Source organism: Flavobacterium sp. KMS (assembly GCF_000813005.1).
Taxonomy (GTDB): Bacteria; Bacteroidota; Bacteroidia; order Flavobacteriales; family Flavobacteriaceae; genus Flavobacterium.
This window is the reverse complement of record NZ_JSYP01000003.1, coordinates 56,828-79,149: the sequence shown is the minus strand read 5'-3', so window position 1 is coordinate 79,149 and position 22,322 is coordinate 56,828. Positions and strand designations below refer to the sequence as shown.

Here is a 22,322-nt window from a genome sequence, read left to right as displayed (position 1 = left end):
AATCTAAATAATTAACTATTTTCTTTATTGTTTTCTTGCAATTTGCGCCATCAATTCTGCTTCGGTAACTAATTTACCATTTGCGTAGGCATTTGCTTGCATGTGACAAATCCCTCTTCTGATAGGAGAAATTAATTCACATTTAAATATTAACGTATCTCCAGGTAATACCTTGTGTTTGAACTTAACATTGTCTATTTTCATAAAATAAGTCAAGTAATTCTCTGGATCAGGAACGGTACTTAATACTAAGATTCCTCCTGTTTGTGCCATAGCCTCTACGATTAAAACACCTGGCATAACTGGTGCTTCTGGAAAATGCCCTACGAAGAAATTTTCGTTCATAGTAACATTCTTCATTCCAACAACATGGCTATCAGACATTTCTATAATTCTATCAATTAATAAAAATGGAGGTCTATGAGGTAAAACTGCCATAATTTTATTAATATCCATCAATGGTTCTTGATTTAAATCATAAACCGGAACATGATTTCTTTGTTCAATTTTTATAATCTTAGCTAATTTTTTAGCAAATTGAGTATTTACAAAATGCCCTGGTTTATTCGCAATAATTTTTCCTTGAATTCTTATTCCTGTTAAAGCTAAATCTCCAATAACATCAAGTAATTTGTGTCTTGCAGCTTCATTAGGATAATGCAAAGTTAGATTATCTAAAATACCATTTGGTTTAACAGATATTTTATCTTTACCAAAAGCTTTCTTTAAATTTTCCATTGTAGCGTCAGATATTTCTTTATCTACATATACAATAGCGTTGTTTAAATCACCACCTTTAATTAATCCGTGCTCTAAAAGAGATTCTAGTTCATGTAAAAAACTAAATGTTCTTGAATTAGAAATTTCAGCTTTAAAATCGGCAATACTTTTCATAGTAGCATTTTGAGTACCTAAAACTTTAGTACCAAAATCGACCATAGTAGTTACTTGGTAATCATCACTTGGCATAACAAGAATTTCACTTCCTGTAGCTTCGTCTGTAAAAGAAATAACTTCTTTTACAACATATATATTACGTTGTGCTTCTTGCTCTTCTATTTCTGCATTTTCGATTGCTTCAACAAAATATTTTGATGAACCATCCATAATAGGAAGCTCTGATGCATTTAACTCGATTATAACATTGTCAAGATCACATCCAACCAATGCAGCTAAAACGTGCTCTGGTGTTTGAATTTTAACACCTAATTTCTCAAGGTTAGTACCTCTTTGTGTATTTACTACATAATTAGCATCTGCCTCAATAATAGGATGTCCTTGTAAATCAACTCTCACAAAAGTAAATCCATTATTTATTGGAGCAGGTTTAAAAGTCATTGTTACTTCTTTCCCAGTGTGTAGTCCAACTCCTGTTAGTGAAATTTCCTTCTTGATGGTCTTCTGTTTAACCATTATTTCCATTTTTTTGGTTTAATATTTGTTTTTTTAATTCTTCTAATTCAGCAACGATTTTAGGCAAATTCTTAAAATGAACATATGATTTATTAAAATCAGTATATCCAAGTGAAGGTGTTCCTTGCAAAATTTCGTCATCTTTAATATTTCTGGCAACCCCAGATTGTGCTTGCAATCTAACATTGTTTCCAATAGTTAAATGTCCTGCAATACCTACCTGACCGCCAATCATTGCATTTTTACCGATTTTTGTAGAGCCAGCAACGCCAGATTGGGCTGCGATAACAGTGTTTTCACCAATCTCTACATTATGGGCAATCTGGATCTGATTGTCTAACTTCACTCCTTTTCGGATAATTGTAGATCCTAAAGTTGCTCTGTCTATAGTTGTATTTGCACCAATATCAACATTATCTTCGATAATTACATTCCCAATTTGTGGTACTTTACTATATATACCTTCTTCATTTGGTACAAAACCAAAACCGTCGGCTCCAATAATTGTTCCTGAATGAATTGTGCAATTATTTCCTATGATTGTTTCGGAATAAATTTTAGCGCCTGCAAAAATATGTACATTATTGCCAATAACAACATTATCTCCAATAAAAGAATTTGGATAAATTTTGACATCGTTTCCTAAAACTACGTTTTGTCCCACATAACTAAAGCTACCTAAGTATAGGTTTTCGCCATATTTTGCACTTTCAGACAAGAAAGATTGTGGTTCAATTCCGTTTTTATTCAATTTTACTTGATTATAAAACTCTAATAATTTAGAAAATGACGCATAAGCATCGTCAACTTTAATTAATGTTGTGCTAATTTCTGTTTCGGGTACAAAAGTATCATTAACAATTGTTACTGATGCTTTTGTCGAATATATATGATTGATATATTTAGGGTTAGCCAAGAAAGTAAGAGATCCTTCTGTACCTTCTTCTATTTTAGATAAGCGAGAAACTTCTGCATTGGGATTCCCAACTACCTCTCCTCCTAAAATTTCTGCTATTTGTTCTGCTGTAAATTTCATTGCGACAAAAATATAAAAAAATAGGTTTTAAATGTTAATTTTAGATCAGTTGTTTTGGAAAACAGAGGTAATACTTTGTTACCAATTTAGATAACGATTTCAAATTCAGCTGGTCTGAGGCTTCTACAACATCCTCAATTGTCTTATCTTTTTTTAATATTCGTATAGGTTCGGCTTCTTTACTGTATGCTTGATTTTTTATTTTCCCTCTATATATAAAGTAACTTGCATCAATTGCAGAGATATTATTCTGAGATGCAAATTTTTCTTTCAGGCTTTGCAATTCTTCTAATGAAATCTTTTCGCTACTTAGTTTAATTTTTAATAAATCCCTGTTTATTATCATTTTACTTAAAGTAGAAAGTATAAAATCATCATGTTTTTGCCATGCTTTTAAAGCGCCTATTATATCAAAATCGTCCAGTTGAGAGAATAAATCCAATGTTTCTGGAGTAAAAGTTTCCAAGGTAATTTTGTTTTGCATAAAAAACATCAAAGGTTCACTGCAAGGCAAATGAATTCCTTTTAGAGTTAATTCTTTGGCTCTTTTTAAGACTTTCGTCAAAATAAGTTCTGCAACCAAGCTCGTTTTATGCAAATAAGCTTGCCAATACATTAATCTGCGAGAGAGTAAAAACTTTTCGACAGAGTAGATTCCTTTTTCTTCAATAACCAAAACATCATCTACAACATTCATCATTTGGATTAAACGCTCAGAATTGACATTTCCTTCGGCTACACCAGTATAAAAACTATCACGCTTAAGATAATCCATACGATCCATATCTAATTGGCTCGAAATCAATTGCAACATAAACTTTCTGTGATAGTCTCCTTTAAATATCTGAATTGCTAAACTTAGCTTTCCGTTAAACTCAATATTTAATTGATTCATAAACAATAACGAGATTGCTTCATGATTTACATCTTCAACAATACTTCTCTCCATTGCATGCGAAAAAGGTCCATGACCTATATCATGTAGTATAATCGCTATATATAATGCGTTTTCTTCTTCGACGGAAATTGTAACATCTTTAAAGCGTAGTGTTTCGATTGCTTTTTGCATTAAATGCATGCAACCTAAGGCATGATGAAACCGAGTATGATTAGCTCCAGGATAAACCAAATAAGACAGTCCCATTTGAGAGATTCGGCGTAAACGCTGAAAATAAGGATGCTCTATTAAATCATATATAAAAGCATTTGGAATGGAAATGAAACCATATATGGGATCATTGAAAATTTTCAGCTTATTTATAACGTTCACTATTTGGTTATTTTTTAGGTCAACAAATATAACTAAATTACTACTTATTTTGTTTTACATTTTGGGCAAAAAAGCAAACAAATTAAGTTTTTATGATGTAATGTTATCATAATTATCTAAATTAGTGCATCGAAAAGGCAATATTACGCTTTTTTATTGGTAACAAACAATTAACACAAATTTAAGTTCGTTTAGTTCGGTAAATTACGAACCAATTTTATCTTTGCCCAAAAAATCATGGATACTAACATACAAAAGGAAAGAGAGGAGCTTATAGAGTTATTCGGTATTCATTTTGAATCAGTATATAACTTGCCCCCGCTTTGCTCAAGAATTCTTGGACTATTAATCGTTGAAGCTTTTAAAGATGGGCTGACTTTTGAGCAAATAGTAGAAAAAATGGGTGCTAGTAAAAGTTCTGTATCTACAAATTTGAATTTTCTTTTAAAAATAGGAAAGATAGATTATTATACTTTACATGGTGATCGAAAAAAATATTTCAGACCGCCACCGTTTAGTGAACGATTTACTAATTATTTAAAAATTCTTGAGTTTGAGAATAAAATAATTGACAAAATGATTTTTTACAGAGAGAAAACAATGAATACCCCTGAAGAAAGAATGAATATGGAACATGCAAAAGCATATAAAAGCCACATCCTAAAAGTCGAAGAATTAGTTATAGAAACAATTACTGAAATTATAGAAATCGAAAAAGTTAATAATAAATCATAAATCAAATTTAATACAAATGAAGAATATTTCATTCTCACTAATAGCTATCATGCTGGTTTTTGCGTCATGTAAAAAGAAAGAAGAACAAGCCCCGCCGCAAGGCCCAGCTCCGTTCCCAGTTAAAACAATTTCAATACAAGATGCAGTAGTATACCAAGAGTATAGCGCAAATCTTGAAGGTCAGCAAAATGTTGAAATTCGTCCGAAAGTAAATGGATATATCCAAAAGATTTATGTTGATGAAGGTCAGGTTGTAAAAAAAGGACAATTGCTTTTTAAACTTGAAACTCAAACATTAAATCAAGATGCATCTGCAGCAAAAGCTTCTGTTCAAGCAGCACAAGTAGAAGTTGACAGATTGAAACCACTAGTTGATAGAAAAATCATCAGTATCGTTCAATTAGAAACTGCAAAAGCTAAGTTGGCTCAAGCCAAAAGTGCTTATGGTAGTATTGCTGCCAATATTGGATACGGAACAATCATTTCTCCGGTAAGTGGAGTAATTGGTGGTTTACCTTTTAGAGAAGGAAGCTTGGTTAGTGCAACTAGCGAAGTACCTTTAACAACAGTATCTGATACAAAAATTGTTCGTGCTTATTTCTCTATGAATGAAAAACAGTTATTATTCTTTAATAAAACATTTAAAGGAGCAACTACTGCCGAAAAATTAAAATCTGCACCACCAGTTTCATTATTATTGGTTGATAATACAGAGTACGACCAAAAAGGGAAAATCGCTACAATGAATGGTTTAGTTAATGCAGCAACAGGAAACACACAATTTAGAGCAGATTTTAATAACCCACAAGGTATTTTAAGAAGTGGTAGTACAGGAATTATCCGTTTACCTATTGAGCAAAAAAATGTAATCCTAGTTCCTCAAAATGCAGTTTTTGAAGTGCAAGGGAAACAAATGATTTATGTTGTTGAAAAAGGAAACAAGGTAAAATCTACAATTGTAGTAACAAATGGTACTTCAGATTTAGATTTCATTGTAACAGAAGGTCTTAAAGCAGGCGATGTTGTTGTTGTAGAAGGAGCGTCAAAATTAAAAGATGACATGGAAATCACGCCACAACAAGCCAAAGATGCAGCTAATAAAGCTACAGAAACAACAAATACTACAGCTAAAAAATAATATACAAGATGTTAAAAACGTTTATAGAAAGACCTGTTCTCTCGACGGTAATATCCATCTTAATTACCATACTTGGTATTTTAGGATTGATGTCATTACCGGTAGAACAATACCCCGAAATTGCACCACCAACCGTTCAGGTAAGTGCAACATATACTGGAGCAAATGCTGAAACAGTATTAAATAGTGTCGTTATTCCTCTAGAAGAAGAAATTAATGGTGTGGAAGGAATGACATACATGACTTCTTCTGCTGCAAATGATGGTTCTGCAAAAATATCTGTTTATTTTGAACTTGGAGTTGATCCAGATATTGCTGCGGTAAACGTTCAGAACAGAGTTTCTCGTGCAACAAGTAAATTGCCACAAGCAGTTGTGCAAACAGGGGTTACTACCCTAAAAAGTCAAACGAGTGCTTTGATGTTCTTTGCTTTGTATTCGAACAACGACGATTTTGACGAGACATATATTCAGAATTATGCCAAAATTAACCTTGTACCAAAATTGCAACGTGTTAAAGGTGTAGGACAAGTAAACGTTTTTGGAGCTAAGGATTACTCGATGAGAATCTGGATTAATCCAGAAAAAATGGCTGCTTATAATGTAGCGCCAAAAGATATTCAGGCAGCTTTGCAAGAGCAAAACGTTGAGGCAGCTCCTGGTAAATTTGGAGAAAATGCCGATGGTATTTACGAATACGTAATTAAATATAAAGGTCGTCTTTCAGAAATTAAAGATTACGAAGATATTGTTATCAAAGCTACTGGTAACGGAAACTTTGTTCACTTAAAAGATGTTGCAACGGTAGAATTAGGTGGTTTTAATTATGGAACCAAAAATATTGCAATGGGTAAACAAGGTGTTGCCGTTGGGGTATTTCAAACTTCTGGTTCAAATGCACAAGATATTATTACTGAAGTTGTAAACATTTTAGACGATGCAAAACCAGATTTCCCAAAAGGAGTAGATTATGTAATTCCTTATAATACTAAAACCTTCCTGGATGCTTCGATAGAAAAAGTAATTTCAACGTTAATTGAAGCTTTTATATTAGTATTTATTGTTGTGTTCTTGTTCTTGCAAGATTTCCGTTCTACGTTAATTCCTGCAATAGCAGTTCCTGTTGCAATTATTGGTACGTTTTTCTTCCTACAAGTATTTGGATTCTCTATCAATATGTTAACATTGTTTGCAATGATTCTGGCTATTGGTATTGTGGTCGATGATGCAATTGTCGTCGTCGAGGCAGTCCACGCCAAGCTGGATGAAGGAGCAAAATCAGGAAAAGAAGCTACAATTTCTGCCATGAGCGAGATTACAGGAGCGATTATTTCTATCACATTAGTAATGTCTGCGGTATTTATTCCTGTGTCATTCTTAAGTGGACCATCGGGAGTATTCTACCAACAGTTTGCAATTACATTGGCAATTGCGATTTTAATTTCGGCAATTAATGCATTGACTTTAAGTCCGGCATTATGTGCTTTGTTCTTAAAACCTCATGAAGCTTCAGATCATCACGATAAGAATTTCAAAGATAGATTCTTCATTGCTTTCAATACTAGTTTTGATAGAATGAACAATAAATATGTTAAGTCTCTTGGATTCTTAGCAAGAAAAAAATGGGTTGCAATTTCAGGATTATTAGTATTCACGGCAATCACTATATTCTTATTCCAAACTACACCATCAGGATTTATTCCTAATGAGGATAGAGGAATCATCATGGCAGATTTAACGCTTCCTCCAGGAACAACTTTGGAGAAAACACAATTAGCCGTTAATGAATTAGACTCTATTTTGGCCTCAATGGATATTGTAGAATCAAGAATGAGTGTTGTTGGTTTTAGTTTATTAAATAGTGTAAATGGAGGTTCTTATGCATTTACAGTAATTAAATTAAAAGACTGGAAATACCGTAAAGAAGCCAATCAATCTGTAGATGCAGTTGTAGGTGAATTATTTGGTAGAACAGCACATTTTAAAGATGCCAAAGCATTATTCTTTACACCTCCAAGTGTACAAGGTTTTGGTTCTGCCGATGGTTTCGAATTAAAAATCCAGGATAAAGGAGATGATGATTGGACAACAGTAAGTAAAGTAAGTAATGAATTCTTGGCTGAATTAATGAAGAGACCAGAAATTCAGTACGCAATTACCAACTTCAATCCTACTTTCCCACAATATCAAATGGATATTAACGTAGAAAGAGCAAAAAATGCAGGTGTTTCTGTTTCTGATATTTTTAATACAATGCAAGGATACTACGGAGGATTGTACACTACCGATTTTAATAAATTTGGTAAACAATACCGTGTAATGATTCAGGCAAAACCATCAGACAGAGCAACTCTTGAATCAATCAATACGATTTATGTTAAAAATGCTGCTGGTCAGCAAGTAGCCATAAGCCAGTTTGTTGATTTTAAAAGAATTTACGGACCAGAAGCTGTTGCACGTTTCAACATGCTAAAAGCCGTGAACGTTAATGGTAAAGCAAAACCTGGTTATAGTTCTGGAGATGCTATTAAAGCAATTCAGGAAGTAGCAGCTCAGCATTTGCCAAAAACTTATAGCTATGAATTCTCTGGTATGACACGTGAGGAAATCCTTGCCGGAAGTCAGGCTGCTGGTGTATTCTTATTGAGTTTAATATTTGTATATTTCTTATTAAGTGCACAATACGAAAGTTATTTAGTTCCATTATCAGTATTACTTTCATTACCTGTAGGTATTGCTGGAGCAATTGGATTTGTGAAACTAGCAGGATTAGAAAACAACATTTATTTCCAGGTAGCCCTGATAATGCTTATAGGACTACTAGCGAAGAATGCCATTCTGATAGTCGAGTTCGCCATACAAAGGCGACGACACGGAATGGACTTGACACAAGCTGCGATAGAAGGTGCAAAAGCACGTTTACGTCCTATTTTAATGACCTCTCTTGCCTTTATCTTTGGTTTAATGCCATTGGCTTTAGCTTCAGGAGTTGGTGCTGTAGGTAACCGTTCAATCGGTATGGGAGCTGTAGGTGGAATGTTGATAGGAACAATTTTTGGAGTTTTTGTAATTCCAATCTTGTTTATTATTTTCCAAAGCTTACAAGAAAGAATCTCTGGAAAACCATTTACAGAGAAAGAATCAGATGTTATACTTTTAGACGAAGAAAATGAAAAATAATATAAATAAAATAGTAACAGTTGTCATCACGGCAACTGTTATGCAATCCTGCTTCGTTGCAAAAGAATACGAAAGACCAAAGGATATTAAAACCGAAAACTTATATAGAACCGAAGTGGTTTCTAAAGACAGTACTTCGATGGCAAATCTTTCTTGGGACAAAGTTTTCACAGATCCAATTTTGCAAGGTTACATCAAAAAAGGATTAGAAAACAACTTGGATATCCGAATTGCAATGCAAAACATTGCTGCTGCCGAAGCATCAATGAAACAAGGTAAATCAGGGTACTTCCCTACTCTTTCTGTAGGTGCAGATTGGACACACCAACAGTTATCAAAAAACAGCCAGTTTGGAGCTTTACTTCAAAATCGCAGTACCGATCAATACCAGCTTGCTGGAACTCTAGGTTGGGAAGCTGATATTTGGGGAAAAATTAGAAGTAATAAACGTGCAACAAATGCTGTTTATTTACAAACTACTGCTGCAAATCAAGCTGTAAAAACTCAATTAATTGCAGATATTGCTTCTACATACTATCAGTTGATTGCAATAGATGAGCAAATTAAGTTAACTGAAGAGACTTTGATTAACAGAACAGAAAGTGTAGAAACGATTATTGCTTTAAAAGATGCAGGAAACGTTACCGAAGTTGGAGTTAAACAAACAGAAGCTCAAAAATATGCTACAGAAATTATCATTGCTGATTTAAAAGTAAGCACGATTCTTTATGAAAACAAAATGAGCATTCTTTTAGGAGAATCTTCTACTAAAGTAGAGAGAAGTAGTTTTGAAGTGCAGAAAATGCAACCAGAAATTACGCTTGGTGTACCTGCAACTTTATTAAGAAACAGACCAGATGTAATTGCTGCAGAATATAATTTGATTTCGAATTTTGAAAGAACTAATGTTGCAAGAAGTAATTTTTATCCAACACTTAAAATTACAGCAACTGGTGGACTTCAAAGTATTGATTTAAAAGAATGGTTTAGTGCAAATTCATTTTTCGCAAATGTTGTAACAGGATTAACACAGCCAATTTTTAATCAACGCCAGATTAAAACAAATTTTGAAATAGCTAAAGCGAATCAGGAAAAAGCATACCTACAATTTGAGCAATCATTGCTTACTGCAGGAAAAGAAGTTTCTGATGCCTTAGCGCAATATAACAATGAAACCAAAAAAATTGCAATTCGCGAGAAACAAGTAGAAGCATTAAAAGTTGCTACAGGATATTCAGATGAATTATTAAAATACGGTTTAGTGAATTATTTAGAAGTTCTTACTGCAAAAGACGATGCTTTAAATGCAGAATTAACTTTAATCGAAAACAAATTTTCACAATATAATGCCATTATTCAATTATACAGAGCCCTTGGAGGGGGATGGCAATAAGATTTCATAATTAGGTTACTTATTAATTTTCATATTTAAACCACTGGATATTTTTTATATTCAGTGGTTTTTATTTTTTTCATAGTAAAATTATCATAATATTAATAAATAGCCGTTTTAAAAAGAAGTAAATTGCCACTTAGATTTAACAATTTTGAACAAGCTATATAATTATGGATAAGATAAAAATACTTTGGGTTGATGATGAAATCGACTTATTAAAGCCACACATATTATTTTTAGAGAAAAAAAACTATGCAGTAACGACATGTAATAATGGACTTGATGCAATTGCAATTTTTGAAGATGAAAATTTTGATATTGTTTTTCTTGACGAAAATATGCCTGGAATGAGCGGATTAGAAACACTTTCGGAAATGAAAGAGAAAAAATCTACTATTCCGATGATTATGATTACCAAAAGTGAAGAGGAATATATCATGGAAGAAGCTATTGGATCTAAAATAGCCGACTATTTGATAAAACCTGTAAACCCAAATCAAATCTTGTTGAGCTTAAAGAAAAATCTGGATCACTCAAGATTAATTTCTGAAAAAACAACACTAGATTATCAAAAGGAATTCAGGAAAATTGCGATGGAAATGGCAATGGTTAACTCTTATGAAGATTGGATTGAATTGTACAAAAAACTAGTTTTTTGGGAATTAGAATTGGAGAATATCAACGACCAGGGAATGATTCAAATCTTAGAATCTCAAAAAGTTGAAGCAAATTCTCAATTTGGAAAATACATAGAGCGTAATTACGAAGATTGGTTTGCACCAAAAGCAGATAAACCAATTCAGTCACATACTTTATTTAAAGAATTAGTAGTTCCGGAAATTAAAAAGAAAGACAAACCAATTTTGTTTGTGGTAATTGATAATTTACGTTACGACCAATGGAAATCATTTGAAACTGTAGTAGGAAATTATTATAAACTAGAAAAAGAAGTTCCTTATTTCTCGATACTTCCTACGGCAACACAATATGCTCGAAATGCAATATTTTCAGGTTTATTACCAATAGAAATGGAAAAACAATTTCCTGAATATTGGAAAAATGATGTAGAAGACGGAGGGAAAAATTTATACGAAGCCGAGTTTTTAAGTGCGCAATTAAAACGATTGGGATTAAATATAAAAGAAGACTATTTTAAAATCACCAACCTTGCAAGCGGAAAAAAACTAGCTGAAAATTTTAAAGCACTTAAAAATAATGATCTTGTAACAGTCGTTTACAACTTTGTAGATATGCTATCGCATGCCAAAACAGAGCTAGATGTTGTAAAAGAATTAGCTTCGGATGATAAAGCTTACCGATCGCTGACATTGAGCTGGTTCAAAAATTCTCCTTTGTTAGAAATTATACAGCAAGCTCAGAACTTAGGATTTAAATTAATTCTAACTACAGATCACGGAACAATCAATGTAAAAAATCCATCGAAAGTTGTAGGTGATAAAAACACAAGCTTAAATTTACGATACAAAACAGGACGAAGTTTAACCTACGAGCATAAAGATGTGTATGTTGTAAAAGAACCTAAAAAAATAGGTTTACCAGCAATAAATATGAGCAGTTCGTTTATTTTTGCAAAAAATGATTTGTTTTTGGCTTACGTAAATAATTACAATCATTATGTGAGTTATTATAAAAACACATATCAGCACGGAGGAATTTCATTAGAAGAAATGATAATCCCGTTCTTGATATTTAATCCAAAGTAAAAGGAGAAAAATTTAGCTTCAGTTTACATCGGAAGTAAAAAAAATTAGCTTAAAAAAAATATAAATAAAAAATGGAAGTTACTTTTTCGTTAGACCAAATTCAGGAAGTTGCAAAGCAAATCTTAGCACAAAACCCTAATAAAATTCTCCTTTTTAATGGCGAAATGGGTGCGGGAAAAACTACACTTATTAAGCAATTGTGTAAAAGTTTAGGAATTGAAGATGCCACAAGTAGCCCAACTTTTTCTTTGGTTAATGAATATCAAACTAATGACAATCAAACTGTATATCACTTTGATTTTTATAGATTAAATCATGAAACCGAAGCTCTAGACATGGGAGTTGATGATTATTTATATTCTGGAAATTGGTGTTTTATTGAATGGTCAGAAAAAATTCCAAATTTAATCCCAGAACAACATTCGGTTGTTACAATCGAATTGTTACCAGACGGAAAACGTTTATTAAAACTAGTTTAATTCCTTAGGCTAATACAAAAATTATACTTCATTGAAGAATGTGTATTAGCCTAGAGAATACTGTTTTATTAAAAAGATTTTACGTAATTTGTACTCTTAATTTTGCATAAACAATGTCAATAACGATAACTCCATTTACGAAACAAGATTTGTTGCCACAAGAAGAAAAACTTGAAATAGGCAGATACAAAAGAGAACTTTTCATTGGAATTCCTAAGGAAACTAGTTATCAGGAACGTCGTATTTGCTTAACACCAGATGCCGTAAACTCTCTCACCTACCAAGGACACAGGGTTATGATAGAATCTGGCGCAGGAGAAAGTTCTAGTTATACCGACAAAGAATATAGTGATGCTGGTGCAGAAGTTACAAAGGATACCAAACGAGTTTTTGGTTGCCCTATGTTGTTAAAAGTTGAACCCCCAACAGTTGCAGAGATTAAATTAATGAATCCAGAAACAATTTTAATATCTGCGATTCAACTAAAAACTAGGAAAAAGACCTATTTTGAAGCTTTGGCTCAAAAAAGAATTACCGCATTAGCATTTGAGTATATAAAAGATGAAGACGGAACTTATCCAGCTGTAAAATCATTAAGCGAAATTGCTGGAACAGCATCAATACTTATTGCTGCCGAATTAATGATTACAAATGAGTTTGGAAAAGGATTACTATTTGGTAATATTACAGGAGTCCCTCCTACCGATGTTGTAATTTTAGGCGCAGGAACTGTTGGTGAATTTGCTGCTAAAACAGCAATTGGCCTAGGAGCAACTGTAAAAGTTTTTGATAATTCGATTACCAAATTACGTCGCTTACAAAACAATCTTAATCAGCGTGTATTTACTTCGACAATACAACCAAAAGCGTTATTAAAAGCGTTAAGACGTTGTGATGTGGCTATTGGTGCTATGCGAGGTAAAGAACGTTGTCCAATTATAGTAACCGAAACTATGGTAGAGCACATGAAAAAAGGTGCTGTAATTGTAGATGTAAGTATTGATACAGGAGGTTGTTTTGAAACCTCGGAAGTGACAACACATGAAAAACCAACTTTCATTAAAAGCAATGTTTTGCATTATTGCGTTCCAAATATCCCATCTCGATATTCTAAAACTGCCTCACTATCAATCAGTAACATAATTACTCCTTATTTATTGCAAATTGCTGAAGATGGCGGACTTGAAAGCGCTATAAGATGCAATAAAGGATTAAAAAATGGAATTTATATGTATCACGGAATTTTAACCAATAAAGCTATAGGCGAATGGTTTGATTTACCTGATAATGACATTAATTTACTTGTATTTTAAGGCAACTTTAGCGTACCTTTGCCAAAAATAGAATTCATGAAGTTTGTACATCGTTTTGCATATTATTTAGTTGGTTTAGTTATGGGATGTTTCTTTGTAGCCCTTGTATTTAGTGGGAAAGATACACGTTGTAATTATTTTCCGAATGCAAGAGTTTTAAATGATTTAAGAAATAAACCATTTCATTATTCTGAAGAAGCTTCTAAAATTTTGACAGAAAAATGGATTGATACTTTGGATATAAAAAACACATTACAATTTGGTGATGTTGATTTTGATAAAAGTAATGTAGAATATAAAAAAGGTAAATTATACGTTATAGAAGGTAAAACCTTGAAAAATGAAGAAGTAATACTTAAAGTAATTAATTATCCAGGGAAAGCTGTTTTAGAATCTATAGAAAAGAAACCAGCAAATTAGAACTATCGTATATACAGATATTTAAAAAAAACTGAACACGAATTTACTTCGTCTGTTCGACTTTCAGTCTCGAGTCACAAACTAAGTTAATCATTAAAATTAATGGCCATTAATTAGAGAAATTCGTGTTTACTTTTTTTTTTATGTTGAAGTGGCATCAAATTAGAGCCATTTAATTTCTCCGATTTTCTTCGATTTTAAAAAATCATTTGTTTTAGTAAAATGCTTGTTTCCAAACCATTTTCCTTGATTGGCACTCATAGGCGATGGATGACCAGATTCTAGAATCAAATGTTTGGTGCGGTCTATTTTAAGACCTTTCTTTTGAGCAAAAGCACCCCACAATAAAAATACAACATCTTCTTTTTGATCAGATATTGTCTTGATTACTGCATCGGTAAATAAATTCCATTTTAAATGTTTGTGGCTATTAGGTGTATCTTTTCGAACAGTTAATGAAGCATTTAAAAGTAAAACACCTTGTTTTGCCCAAGATTCTAAATTACCCGAAGTCGGCATAAAAACCGAATCGAAATCGGTATTTAATTCTCTGAAAATATTACGGAGAGAAGGAGGGATTTTTACATTATCATTTACCGAAAAACTTAAACCATTAGCTTCTCCTACTCCATGATAAGGATCTTGCCCAATGATAACTACTTTTACATCTTGAAATGAACAATGATTGAATGCCGAAAAAATTAAATCAGTTGGAGGATAACAAACTTGGTTTTTATATTCATCTTCAAGAGATAATAGCAAATCATTAAAATAAGGTTTTCCTATTTCATCTGATAATACTGCTTGCCAATCTGGATTGAGGTTAATTTTCATTTCAATAAATTTTACTACAAATTACGCAAAGTTTTTTGCAAAGAACCAATTAATACTACTATTTAGTTTCAAAACTTTGTAACTTTGAAGCTTTACAACTTACGATATAATATGATATCTATTACTGATAAAACATTACAAGATTTACAATTCCCTACAGTGCTCGAAACTATTTCGGACATTTGTAATACCGATATAGGCAAACAAAAAGCTTTAGAAATAAGACCTTTTAGAGATAAAGAAACTTTGATGCAGGCATTGATGCAAACATCGGAGTATATTTCGTCTTTCCAAAATAACAATGCAATTCCAAATCATGGTTTTGATGCGATTACTTACGAAATTAAATTTCTGGCAATCGAAGATAGTTTTCTGGAAGTTGGCAGTTTTAGAAAAATTGCAACCTTATCATCTACAGTTAATTTCTTATTGAATTACTTTAAAAAATTTGATGATTATTATCCAAATTTAAATGCGAGAGCTTCGCAAGTAGAATTTACAAAAGAAATTATTTCGCAAATAGATGTTGTTGTAGATAAATATGGAGAAATTAAAGATAATGCTTCTCCAGAATTAGCTAACATTCGACGTGATATGAATTTGGTTCGTGGTAAAGTAAACCAAAGTTTTGGTGTAGCTTTAACACAATACAATAGTTTAGGTTATCTGGACGATATTAAAGAAAGTTTTGTGCAAAACCGTCGTGTTCTTGCAGTTTTGGCAATGTATCGTCGTAAGGTAAAAGGTTCTATTTTAGGAAGTTCTAAAACCGGAAGTATTGCTTATATAGAACCAGAAACTACTCTTAAATACTCTAGAGAACTTAGCAATTTAGAATATGAGGAAAAAGAAGAAATTACTCGCATTTTAAAACAATTATCAAATGCTATTCGTCCGTATTTGTCTTTGCTTGTTGATTATCAAGCTTTTTTAAGTGATATAGATGTTGTTGCTGCCAAAGCAAAATATGCCAATAAGATAAATGGTATTTTACCAACAATTACAGAGGAACGTCGTTTGTATTTTAGAGATGCTTTTCATCCTATTTTGTATTTGAATAACAAACAGAAGAATGAAATTACGCATCCGCAAACTATTGAATTAAAACAAGATAACAGAATTATTGTAATCTCTGGACCAAATGCCGGAGGTAAAACAATCTCGCTGAAAACCGTAGGATTACTACAATTAATGCTACAATCAGGAATGTTGATTCCTGTGCACGAGCGTAGTGAAACTTTCTTGTTTGATAGAATCTTAACTGATATTGGTGATAATCAATCTATTGAAAATCATTTAAGTACATATAGTTATAGATTAAAAAACATGAATTATTTCTTGAAGAAATGTAACAAGAAAACCATGTTTTTGATTGATGAATTTGGAACTGGTTCTGATCCTGAATTAGGTGGAGCTTTGGCTGAAATTTTCTTAGAAGAATTTTACCATCGGGAAGCTTTCGGAATTATAACGACACATTATTCTAATCTTAAGATTTTGGCAAACGAATTGCCTTTTGCAACAAATGCCAATATGCTTTTTGATGAACAATCTTTAGAGCCAATGTACAAATTAGTTCTTGGTCAAGCCGGAAGTTCGTTTACATTTGAAGTTGCATTGAAAAATGGAATTCCGTATGGTTTGATTAATCGTGCGAAAAAGAAAATCGAAATCGGAAAAGTTCGTTTTGACAAAACCATTGCAACACTTCAGAAAGAACGCTCGAAACTAGAAAAAACTTCTTTGAACTTAAAAGAAGAAGAAACTAGAGCGCGTGCCGAAAGTAACAAAATGGAAAATATAAATGTCAAGATAAAACAAAAACTAGAAAGCTATCAGGAATTATATGATAGTAACCAGAAGACGATTTATATTGGGCAAAAAATTGAAGACATCTCTGAGAAATATTTCAATAATAAAAATAAAAAAGAACTGATAGGAGAATTTTTGAAGATTATTGAAATTGAAAATTCCAAACGCAAAAAAGCAACTCCGAAAGAAGCAAAAGCAATAGTTGAAAAGAAAAAAGAAGTTATTGCCGAAGTAACTGTTCAGGTTGAAGAAATTCGAAAAGAGAAAAAAGAAAAAAAATTAAAAGCAGTTGTCGAAAAACCTAAAGTAACTTTAAAAGTTGGTGATCGCGTACGCATGATTGACGGAAGGTCTGTAGGAAGTATTGACTCTATCGAAAAAAATAAAGCTACAGTAAATTATGGCATTTTTACTTCGAAAGTAAATTTGGATGAATTGGAATTTGTAGAAGCAGCTAAAAAATAGTTTTTAGTTTTCTGTCGCAGTTTTCAGTATTAAAAAGCTGAAATTTTATCAAAAACCAAAATAAAGCGATTTAAACAATCATCTTCAGAAAGACACTTAATGAGTTGGAAGATTTTAAAAGACCACTTAAAAGTTATTTATGAAAGCTGTTTTTGATTCGTAAAAATTATACAATATAGACGCTTAATAGATAAAACTAATAACAAAAAAATTACTTTTCAATTGTGAAAAAATCGCAATCTGTGTCATTGCGAGGAACGAAGCAATCTCACTAATGTGTTTGGTTTGTAAATTACCAGAATAGTAAAAACTGGATGTGATTGCTTCGTTCCTCGCAATGACGTTATAAATAAAAAAATATGAAACCAGGTTTTATTTACATTATCACAAATAAATATCAAACGGTTGTGTATGTTGGTGTAACTTCTAATCTTCCGCAAAGAATTCTTGAACATAAAGAAAAAAGATATCCAAACTCTTTTTCTGCGCGTTATAATTTGGATATATTAGTTTATTATGAGCAATTTCAGTGGATTGGAGATGCCATAGGTAGAGAAAAACAAATAAAAGCGGGTTCGAGACAAGCTAAAAATGATTTAATTCGTTCTATAAATCCAACTTGGAAAGATTTGTTTGAAGAAATTAAGAATATAATGACAGAATAAAAAAATTTGTATGCTAGAAATAAATAAACAAAGTGAGATTACTTCGTTCCTCGCAAAGAATGCTGGGAACAAAAAAATAATTCTCTTTGATGGAGTTTGTAATTTATGCGATTCGGCGGTGCAGTTTATTATTAAGCATGATAAAAAAGATGTTTTTCGTTTTGCCGCTTTGCAGTCTGAAATAGGAAAAGAAATTTGTAAACATATAGGAGTTGATATTACCAAAGTTGATAGTATTATATTTTATGAACCTGGAGTTGCTTATTATTACAAATCGGGAGCAGCGATTGCCATAGCCGAAAATCTTGGAGTTTTATGGAGTTGGTTTTCTGTTTTTAAAATAATTCCTGTTTTTTTGAGAGACCCTCTATATAATTATATTGCTAAGAACAGATACAAGTGGTATGGAAAAAAAGAAAGCTGCATGATTACTACTCCTGAATTAAAAGCTAAGTTTTTGTAAGACCTATTTTTTTACGCAGATTTTACAGATTTGAGCAAATTTTAGTTTAATCTAATCTTGTCTTTTTCAAATCAAGGAGAAATTCTGAAAATTCATTTTTTTACTCACGCAGATTTAGCAGATTTGGGAGATTTTATTTTGCGCTAAAATTAGATTCGCCACAGTTTTATAATTTTGAATGAAGGAGAAATTATAATCTGAGAATTATAATCTGAGAATTGTGACTGAAACTTGAAACTGAAACTTGAAACTGAAACTTGAAACTGAAACTTGAAACTGAAAACTAAATCTCTAGCCCTGATGGTCGCGGCATCCTTTTTATTTTTTCTTTAAAAATAAAAAGATACAGCAGACAGCAGGAATTAGCTCCTAAAAAACATCAAAATTTACTATATAAAAAAAGCCTCAAATAATTTAATTTGAGGCCTTTTTGTGATTGATAAGAATATTAGCTTCTTATTAATTTTCTGTATTTCAAACGTTTTGGAGTTAAATCTCCACCTAAACGTTTCTTTTTGTTTTCTTCGTATTCTGAGAATCCTCCTTCGAAATAGTAAACTTCTGAGTTTCCTTCAAAAGCTAAGATGTGTGTACAAATTCTGTCTAAGAACCATCTGTCGTGAGAGATAACTACGGCACAACCAGCAAAATTCTCCAAACCTTCTTCAAGTGCACGAAGTGTATTTATATCTAAATCATTGGTAGGTTCATCTAATAAAAGTACGTTTCCTTCTTCTTTTAATGTCATTGCAAGGTGCAAACGGTTACGCTCACCACCGGATAATGTTGAAACTTTTTTGTTTTGATCACTTCCTCCAAAATTGAAACGGCTTAAGTAAGCACGAGAGTTTACTTGACGTCCGCCCATCATGATTAATTCCTGACCATCGCAGAAATTTTCCCAGATAGATTTATTAGGATCAATATTAGAGTGCGCTTGATCTACATAAGCAATTTTTACAGTTTCACCGATAGAAAATTCACCGCTATCTGGCTCTTGCTCTCCCATAATCATTCTGAAAATAGTCGATTTACCAGCACCGTTTGGCCCGATAATCCCAACAATTCCTGCTTGTGGTAAAGTAAAGTTTAAATTATCATACAATAATTTATCTCCAAAAGCTTTAGCTACATTTTTAGCTTCGATAACATTTGTTCCTAAACGTGGACCGTTCGGGATATAGATTTCTAGATTTTCATCTAGTTGTTTTTGATCTTCGTTTAATAATTTATCGTAATTCTGTAAACGCGCTTTTTGTTTTGTCTGACGACCTTTGGCTCCCTGACGAACCCAGTCAAGCTCACGCTCTAAGTTTTTACGACGTTTTGAAGCTACTTTTTCTTCAAGTGCCATTCTGCTTGATTTTTGATCTAACCAAGAAGAATAATTTCCTTTCCAAGGAATACCTTCTCCTCTATCAAGCTCTAAAATCCAACCTGCAACATTATCAAGGAAATATCTATCGTGCGTTACAGCAATTACAGTTCCTGCATATTGTGCTAAATGTTGCTCTAACCAAAGAACAGACTCAGCATCTAAGTGGTTGGTAGGCTCATCAAGTAACAATACATCAGGCTGTTGTAACAACAAACGACATAATGCAACACGACGACGCTCTCCTCCTGAAAGATTTTTAATTGGCGTATCTCCGTCTGGAGTACGTAATGCATCCATTGCAATTTCTAGTTTGGTATCGATTTCCCAAGCTCCTAATGCATCTATTTTATCTTGTAAAGCAGCTTGACGATCCATCAACTTATCCATTTTATCTGGATCTTCGTAGTTTTCTGGAAGACCAAATAAGTCGTTGATTTTATTGTACTCTTCCAGAACTGCCATAGTTTCGGCAACTCCTTCTCGTACAATTTCGATAACTGTTTTTTCATCGTCTAATTGTGGTTCTTGCTCTAAATAACCAACTGTATATCCTGGAGCAAAAACTACATCTCCTTGGTAATTTTTGTCAACTCCAGCAATAATCTTCAAAAGTGAAGATTTACCAGAACCATTTAAACCCAGAATACCAATTTTAGCTCCGTAAAAAAAGCTCAAATAAATATTTTTTAATACTTGTTTGTCGCTACTTGAGTAGGTTTTACTCAATTTTGACATCGAGAAAATTACTTTCTTATCGTCTGACATATAATTTTTATATTTTTGTTAATTAATTGATTTTTAATATTTTATGAATTATTTATTCTGCAATTATCCTGCTTTATGCACTAAAAATTCCCACTTTTTATTCCCACTTTTACAAATATACCAATATAATAGTTGTATGTTTATACCCGATAAAAGTTTTAAGATATGGCAACAAAGATAGTTTTAAATAAAAAGAATTCAAATGATGATTTTGGAATAATTAGCATACAATCTTTTGATGGTGGGAAGAAAAAAAAGAGTTTAGGAATCAAAGTTAAAGTTCTACATTTTCAAAAATACTTTAATAGTAAGTTTCAACTTTTTGAACCTAATCAAGAATTTGATTATAATAATGTAAACACCCAAATCAAAGATGGAGTTTATAAGTTTATAAATGATATTCCTATTGCGAAACCAAAACAAAAAGACAAACTTGTTACTTCTACTTCCAAAATATTAAAAACTGAAAAAATAATAAACGATAGACTTTCATTTATTGAATATTTTGAGTCAAGAATGGCTCTCAAAAAGACAGAAGGACACAGATATTCAGTATTAAATGTATTGAGAAAATTAAAAAAATACCTTACTAAACTGGGCAAAGATGATTTATATTTTGATGAATTAACACCAGAGTTTTTTGTAATGTTTAAAAATTATTGTTTGTCTGTTTCAGACCCAAAAAAACTTACCGAAAATGGAGTAAGAAACTATTTCAAAGTTATTAAATCAGTTTATCACGATGCTTATAATACCGGATATTTTGTTTTTCCTAGAAATCCTTTTGCATTAATTAAAAATGAATCAGGCGATAAAATAGAAAAAAATCCATTAACAATAAATCAAGTTCAAGCATTAATGGAATTAGAATTAGATGATAAATTGAGAATCGCACGAAATATATTCTATTTTCAAATTTTGGGTAATGGAATGCGATGTTCAGATGTTGTTTTTATTAGATATGGTGATTTTAAAAATGGAAGACTATCTTATAAAATGATGAAGACAAATACTCATTTAAAGATTGCCATAGGTCTAAAAATAATGTTGATACTTGCTGAAATATTAGGCGAGATTGGCAAATACAACGAAATGATAGAAACCATAAAAGTTTCAGAAAGAAGTATTTTAGGACAAGGTCAATTTACTGTACAACAATTAGAAGAAAAAATAATTGAAAGCTGTCCTCAAATCGGTTTTCCTTCTAACAGTTCTATACATGAAGGATACAAAGGTTATACTATTAAAACAGGAGATTCTAATATAAAACAAATCATTGATTTAAGGATCGAAACGATCGAAGATATTAATAATATTTTTTTAGAATATATGCAGGAAATTATTAATAAGCAAGATGATAATGAATTTGTGTTTTTAAATCAGTTGCATAAAAAATCTGTTCATTTTTTTAAAGATTACAAGAAAGGTGATGTTTTAACATATGAGCAATTTCAAAAATATAGAGTGATTAGAAATGCTTATAATTTAAGTCTCTATAAAATAACAGAAATATATAATAATCTTATTCCAATCAAAACAAAGGACAGATGGAAATATGTTATTAAATTAAGTTCCCACGTTGCTAGAAATACTTTTGTTTCTATTCTTCTTAAAGAAAATGTTGATGTTTATAAAATTAGCAACGCACTTGCTCACACCGAGTTAAAAACTACGCAGAATTATATCAAAAGAGGTGTTGATAGAGATGCCAGTGATGAAGCTGGATTAGTAATTCAAAATGTTATTAAATATAATTATCAGTCATAACCTGTATAAACAAAATTGGCGGTTTTAGTAATAAAACTTTCTAACTATAAAAAATCCATTCTTTCAAAAA

At 31.9% G+C, this 22,322-nt stretch carries 17 protein-coding genes; 12 read left to right on the top strand and 5 right to left on the bottom strand.

Translation table 11 applies throughout. From position 1 onward, the window contains the following. Nucleotides 1-24: 24 nt before the first annotated feature. From OA93_RS04760 to OA93_RS04750, 3 genes are read right to left on the bottom strand one after another with little or no spacing between them, the layout of a single operon-like run. The gene (locus tag OA93_RS04760) at nt 25-1,413 is read right to left on the bottom strand and encodes a bifunctional UDP-3-O-[3-hydroxymyristoyl] N-acetylglucosamine deacetylase/3-hydroxyacyl-ACP dehydratase (protein WP_039112154.1); all 1,389 of its coding nucleotides are present in this window, start codon (nt 1,411-1,413) and stop codon (nt 25-27) included. After that, entirely contained in the window at nt 1,406-2,449 is a 1,044-nt protein-coding gene (lpxD, locus tag OA93_RS04755) for a UDP-3-O-(3-hydroxymyristoyl)glucosamine N-acyltransferase (RefSeq protein WP_039111999.1), read from the bottom strand. Before lpxD ends, OA93_RS04760 begins: the two co-directional genes overlap by 8 nt. A 40-nt stretch (nt 2,450-2,489) precedes the next feature. Continuing rightward, the gene (locus OA93_RS04750; protein WP_039111998.1) at nt 2,490-3,719 is read right to left on the bottom strand and encodes an HD domain-containing protein; all 1,230 of its coding nucleotides are present in this window, start codon (nt 3,717-3,719) and stop codon (nt 2,490-2,492) included. 237 nt (nt 3,720-3,956) lie between these two features. Between OA93_RS04750 and OA93_RS04745 the strand changes: the two genes are divergently transcribed. The 8 genes from OA93_RS04745 (at nt 3,957) to OA93_RS04710 (ending at nt 14,103) form a co-directional block, all read left to right on the top strand. Then, on the top strand, nt 3,957-4,454 hold the full coding sequence (locus OA93_RS04745) for a hypothetical protein (protein ID WP_039111997.1): 498 nt from the start codon (nt 3,957-3,959) through the stop codon (nt 4,452-4,454). Nucleotides 4,455-4,470: 16 nt separating this feature from the next. Beyond that, nucleotides 4,471-5,592 carry an efflux RND transporter periplasmic adaptor subunit gene (locus OA93_RS04740; protein WP_039111996.1) on the top strand — a complete coding sequence of 374 codons (1,122 nt, stop codon included), beginning with the start codon at nt 4,471-4,473 and terminating at the stop codon, nt 5,590-5,592. Nucleotides 5,593-5,600: 8 nt separating this feature from the next. Beyond that, nucleotides 5,601-8,771: an efflux RND transporter permease subunit gene (locus tag OA93_RS04735; RefSeq protein WP_039111995.1), complete on the top strand. Its 3,171-nt coding sequence runs from the start codon at nt 5,601-5,603 to the stop codon at nt 8,769-8,771. Next, entirely contained in the window at nt 8,761-10,164 is a 1,404-nt protein-coding gene (locus OA93_RS04730) for an efflux transporter outer membrane subunit (RefSeq protein ID WP_039111994.1), read from the top strand. The genes OA93_RS04735 and OA93_RS04730 overlap by 11 nt, the downstream gene beginning before the upstream one ends. A 173-nt stretch (nt 10,165-10,337) precedes the next feature. Beyond that, nucleotides 10,338-11,891 (top strand): bifunctional response regulator/alkaline phosphatase family protein, encoded by a 1,554-nt coding sequence (locus OA93_RS04725; RefSeq protein WP_039111993.1) that lies wholly within the window; start codon nt 10,338-10,340, stop codon nt 11,889-11,891. A gap of 71 nt (nt 11,892-11,962) precedes the next feature. Continuing rightward, on the top strand, nt 11,963-12,370 hold the full coding sequence (gene tsaE / locus OA93_RS04720) for a tRNA (adenosine(37)-N6)-threonylcarbamoyltransferase complex ATPase subunit type 1 TsaE (RefSeq protein WP_039111992.1): 408 nt from the start codon (nt 11,963-11,965) through the stop codon (nt 12,368-12,370). 113 nt (nt 12,371-12,483) lie between these two features. Then, nucleotides 12,484-13,683 carry an alanine dehydrogenase gene (locus OA93_RS04715; RefSeq protein WP_039111991.1) on the top strand — a complete coding sequence of 400 codons (1,200 nt, stop codon included), beginning with the start codon at nt 12,484-12,486 and terminating at the stop codon, nt 13,681-13,683. A gap of 36 nt (nt 13,684-13,719) precedes the next feature. Continuing rightward, on the top strand, nt 13,720-14,103 hold the full coding sequence (locus tag OA93_RS04710) for a DUF4258 domain-containing protein (protein WP_039111990.1): 384 nt from the start codon (nt 13,720-13,722) through the stop codon (nt 14,101-14,103). A 162-nt stretch (nt 14,104-14,265) separates the two neighbouring features. Here OA93_RS04710 and OA93_RS04705 read toward each other — a convergent pair whose 3' ends face one another. Further along, nucleotides 14,266-14,937, bottom strand: coding sequence for a uracil-DNA glycosylase (locus OA93_RS04705; protein ID WP_039111989.1), 672 nt, complete (start codon nt 14,935-14,937; stop codon nt 14,266-14,268). 111 nt (nt 14,938-15,048) lie between these two features. On the opposite strand from OA93_RS04705, the gene OA93_RS04700 reads away from it, so the two are divergent. From OA93_RS04700 to OA93_RS04690, 3 genes are all read left to right on the top strand, one after another. Then, complete coding sequence (locus OA93_RS04700) at nt 15,049-17,214, top strand: DNA mismatch repair protein MutS (RefSeq protein WP_039111988.1); 2,166 nt, start codon at nt 15,049-15,051, stop codon at nt 17,212-17,214. 359 nt (nt 17,215-17,573) lie between these two features. Beyond that, a complete protein-coding gene (locus OA93_RS04695; RefSeq protein WP_039111987.1) occupies nt 17,574-17,879 on the top strand; it encodes a GIY-YIG nuclease family protein in 306 nt (101 codons plus the stop codon). A gap of 10 nt (nt 17,880-17,889) precedes the next feature. Then, nucleotides 17,890-18,342 (top strand): thiol-disulfide oxidoreductase DCC family protein, encoded by a 453-nt coding sequence (locus tag OA93_RS04690; protein WP_052259377.1) that lies wholly within the window; start codon nt 17,890-17,892, stop codon nt 18,340-18,342. A 448-nt stretch (nt 18,343-18,790) separates the two neighbouring features. On the opposite strand, the gene ettA is transcribed toward OA93_RS04690, so the two are convergent. Continuing rightward, a complete protein-coding gene (ettA, locus tag OA93_RS04685; protein ID WP_039111986.1) occupies nt 18,791-20,485 on the bottom strand; it encodes an energy-dependent translational throttle protein EttA in 1,695 nt (564 codons plus the stop codon). A 165-nt stretch (nt 20,486-20,650) separates the two neighbouring features. Here ettA and OA93_RS04680 point away from each other — a divergent pair, with 165 nt between their 5' ends. After that, on the top strand, nt 20,651-22,252 hold the full coding sequence (locus OA93_RS04680; RefSeq protein WP_039111985.1) for a site-specific integrase: 1,602 nt from the start codon (nt 20,651-20,653) through the stop codon (nt 22,250-22,252). The last annotated feature ends 70 nt before the right edge of the window (nt 22,253-22,322 follow it).

Excerpts from the sequence above, each read along its gene's own strand:
- lpxD (WP_039111999.1), bottom strand. The coding sequence starts at position 2,449 with ATGAAATTTACAGCAGAACAAATAGCAGAAATTTTAGGAGGAGAGGTA.
- OA93_RS04760 (WP_039112154.1), bottom strand. The coding sequence starts at position 1,413 with ATGGTTAAACAGAAGACCATCAAGAAGGAAATTTCACTAACAGGAGTT.
- OA93_RS04700 (WP_039111988.1), top strand. The coding sequence starts at position 15,049 with ATGATATCTATTACTGATAAAACATTACAAGATTTACAATTCCCTACA.
- OA93_RS04690 (WP_052259377.1), top strand. The coding sequence starts at position 17,890 with ATGCTAGAAATAAATAAACAAAGTGAGATTACTTCGTTCCTCGCAAAG.
- OA93_RS04725 (WP_039111993.1), top strand. The coding sequence starts at position 10,338 with ATGGATAAGATAAAAATACTTTGGGTTGATGATGAAATCGACTTATTA.
- OA93_RS04745 (WP_039111997.1), top strand. The coding sequence starts at position 3,957 with ATGGATACTAACATACAAAAGGAAAGAGAGGAGCTTATAGAGTTATTC.
- OA93_RS04705 (WP_039111989.1), bottom strand. The coding sequence starts at position 14,937 with ATGAAAATTAACCTCAATCCAGATTGGCAAGCAGTATTATCAGATGAA.
- OA93_RS04735 (WP_039111995.1), top strand. The coding sequence starts at position 5,601 with ATGTTAAAAACGTTTATAGAAAGACCTGTTCTCTCGACGGTAATATCC.
- OA93_RS04710 (WP_039111990.1), top strand. The coding sequence starts at position 13,720 with ATGAAGTTTGTACATCGTTTTGCATATTATTTAGTTGGTTTAGTTATG.
- tsaE (WP_039111992.1), top strand. The coding sequence starts at position 11,963 with ATGGAAGTTACTTTTTCGTTAGACCAAATTCAGGAAGTTGCAAAGCAA.
- OA93_RS04695 (WP_039111987.1), top strand. The coding sequence starts at position 17,574 with ATGAAACCAGGTTTTATTTACATTATCACAAATAAATATCAAACGGTT.
- OA93_RS04740 (WP_039111996.1), top strand. The coding sequence starts at position 4,471 with ATGAAGAATATTTCATTCTCACTAATAGCTATCATGCTGGTTTTTGCG.
- OA93_RS04730 (WP_039111994.1), top strand. The coding sequence starts at position 8,761 with ATGAAAAATAATATAAATAAAATAGTAACAGTTGTCATCACGGCAACT.
- ettA (WP_039111986.1), bottom strand. The coding sequence starts at position 20,485 with ATGTCAGACGATAAGAAAGTAATTTTCTCGATGTCAAAATTGAGTAAA.
- OA93_RS04680 (WP_039111985.1), top strand. The coding sequence starts at position 20,651 with ATGGCAACAAAGATAGTTTTAAATAAAAAGAATTCAAATGATGATTTT.
- OA93_RS04715 (WP_039111991.1), top strand. The coding sequence starts at position 12,484 with ATGTCAATAACGATAACTCCATTTACGAAACAAGATTTGTTGCCACAA.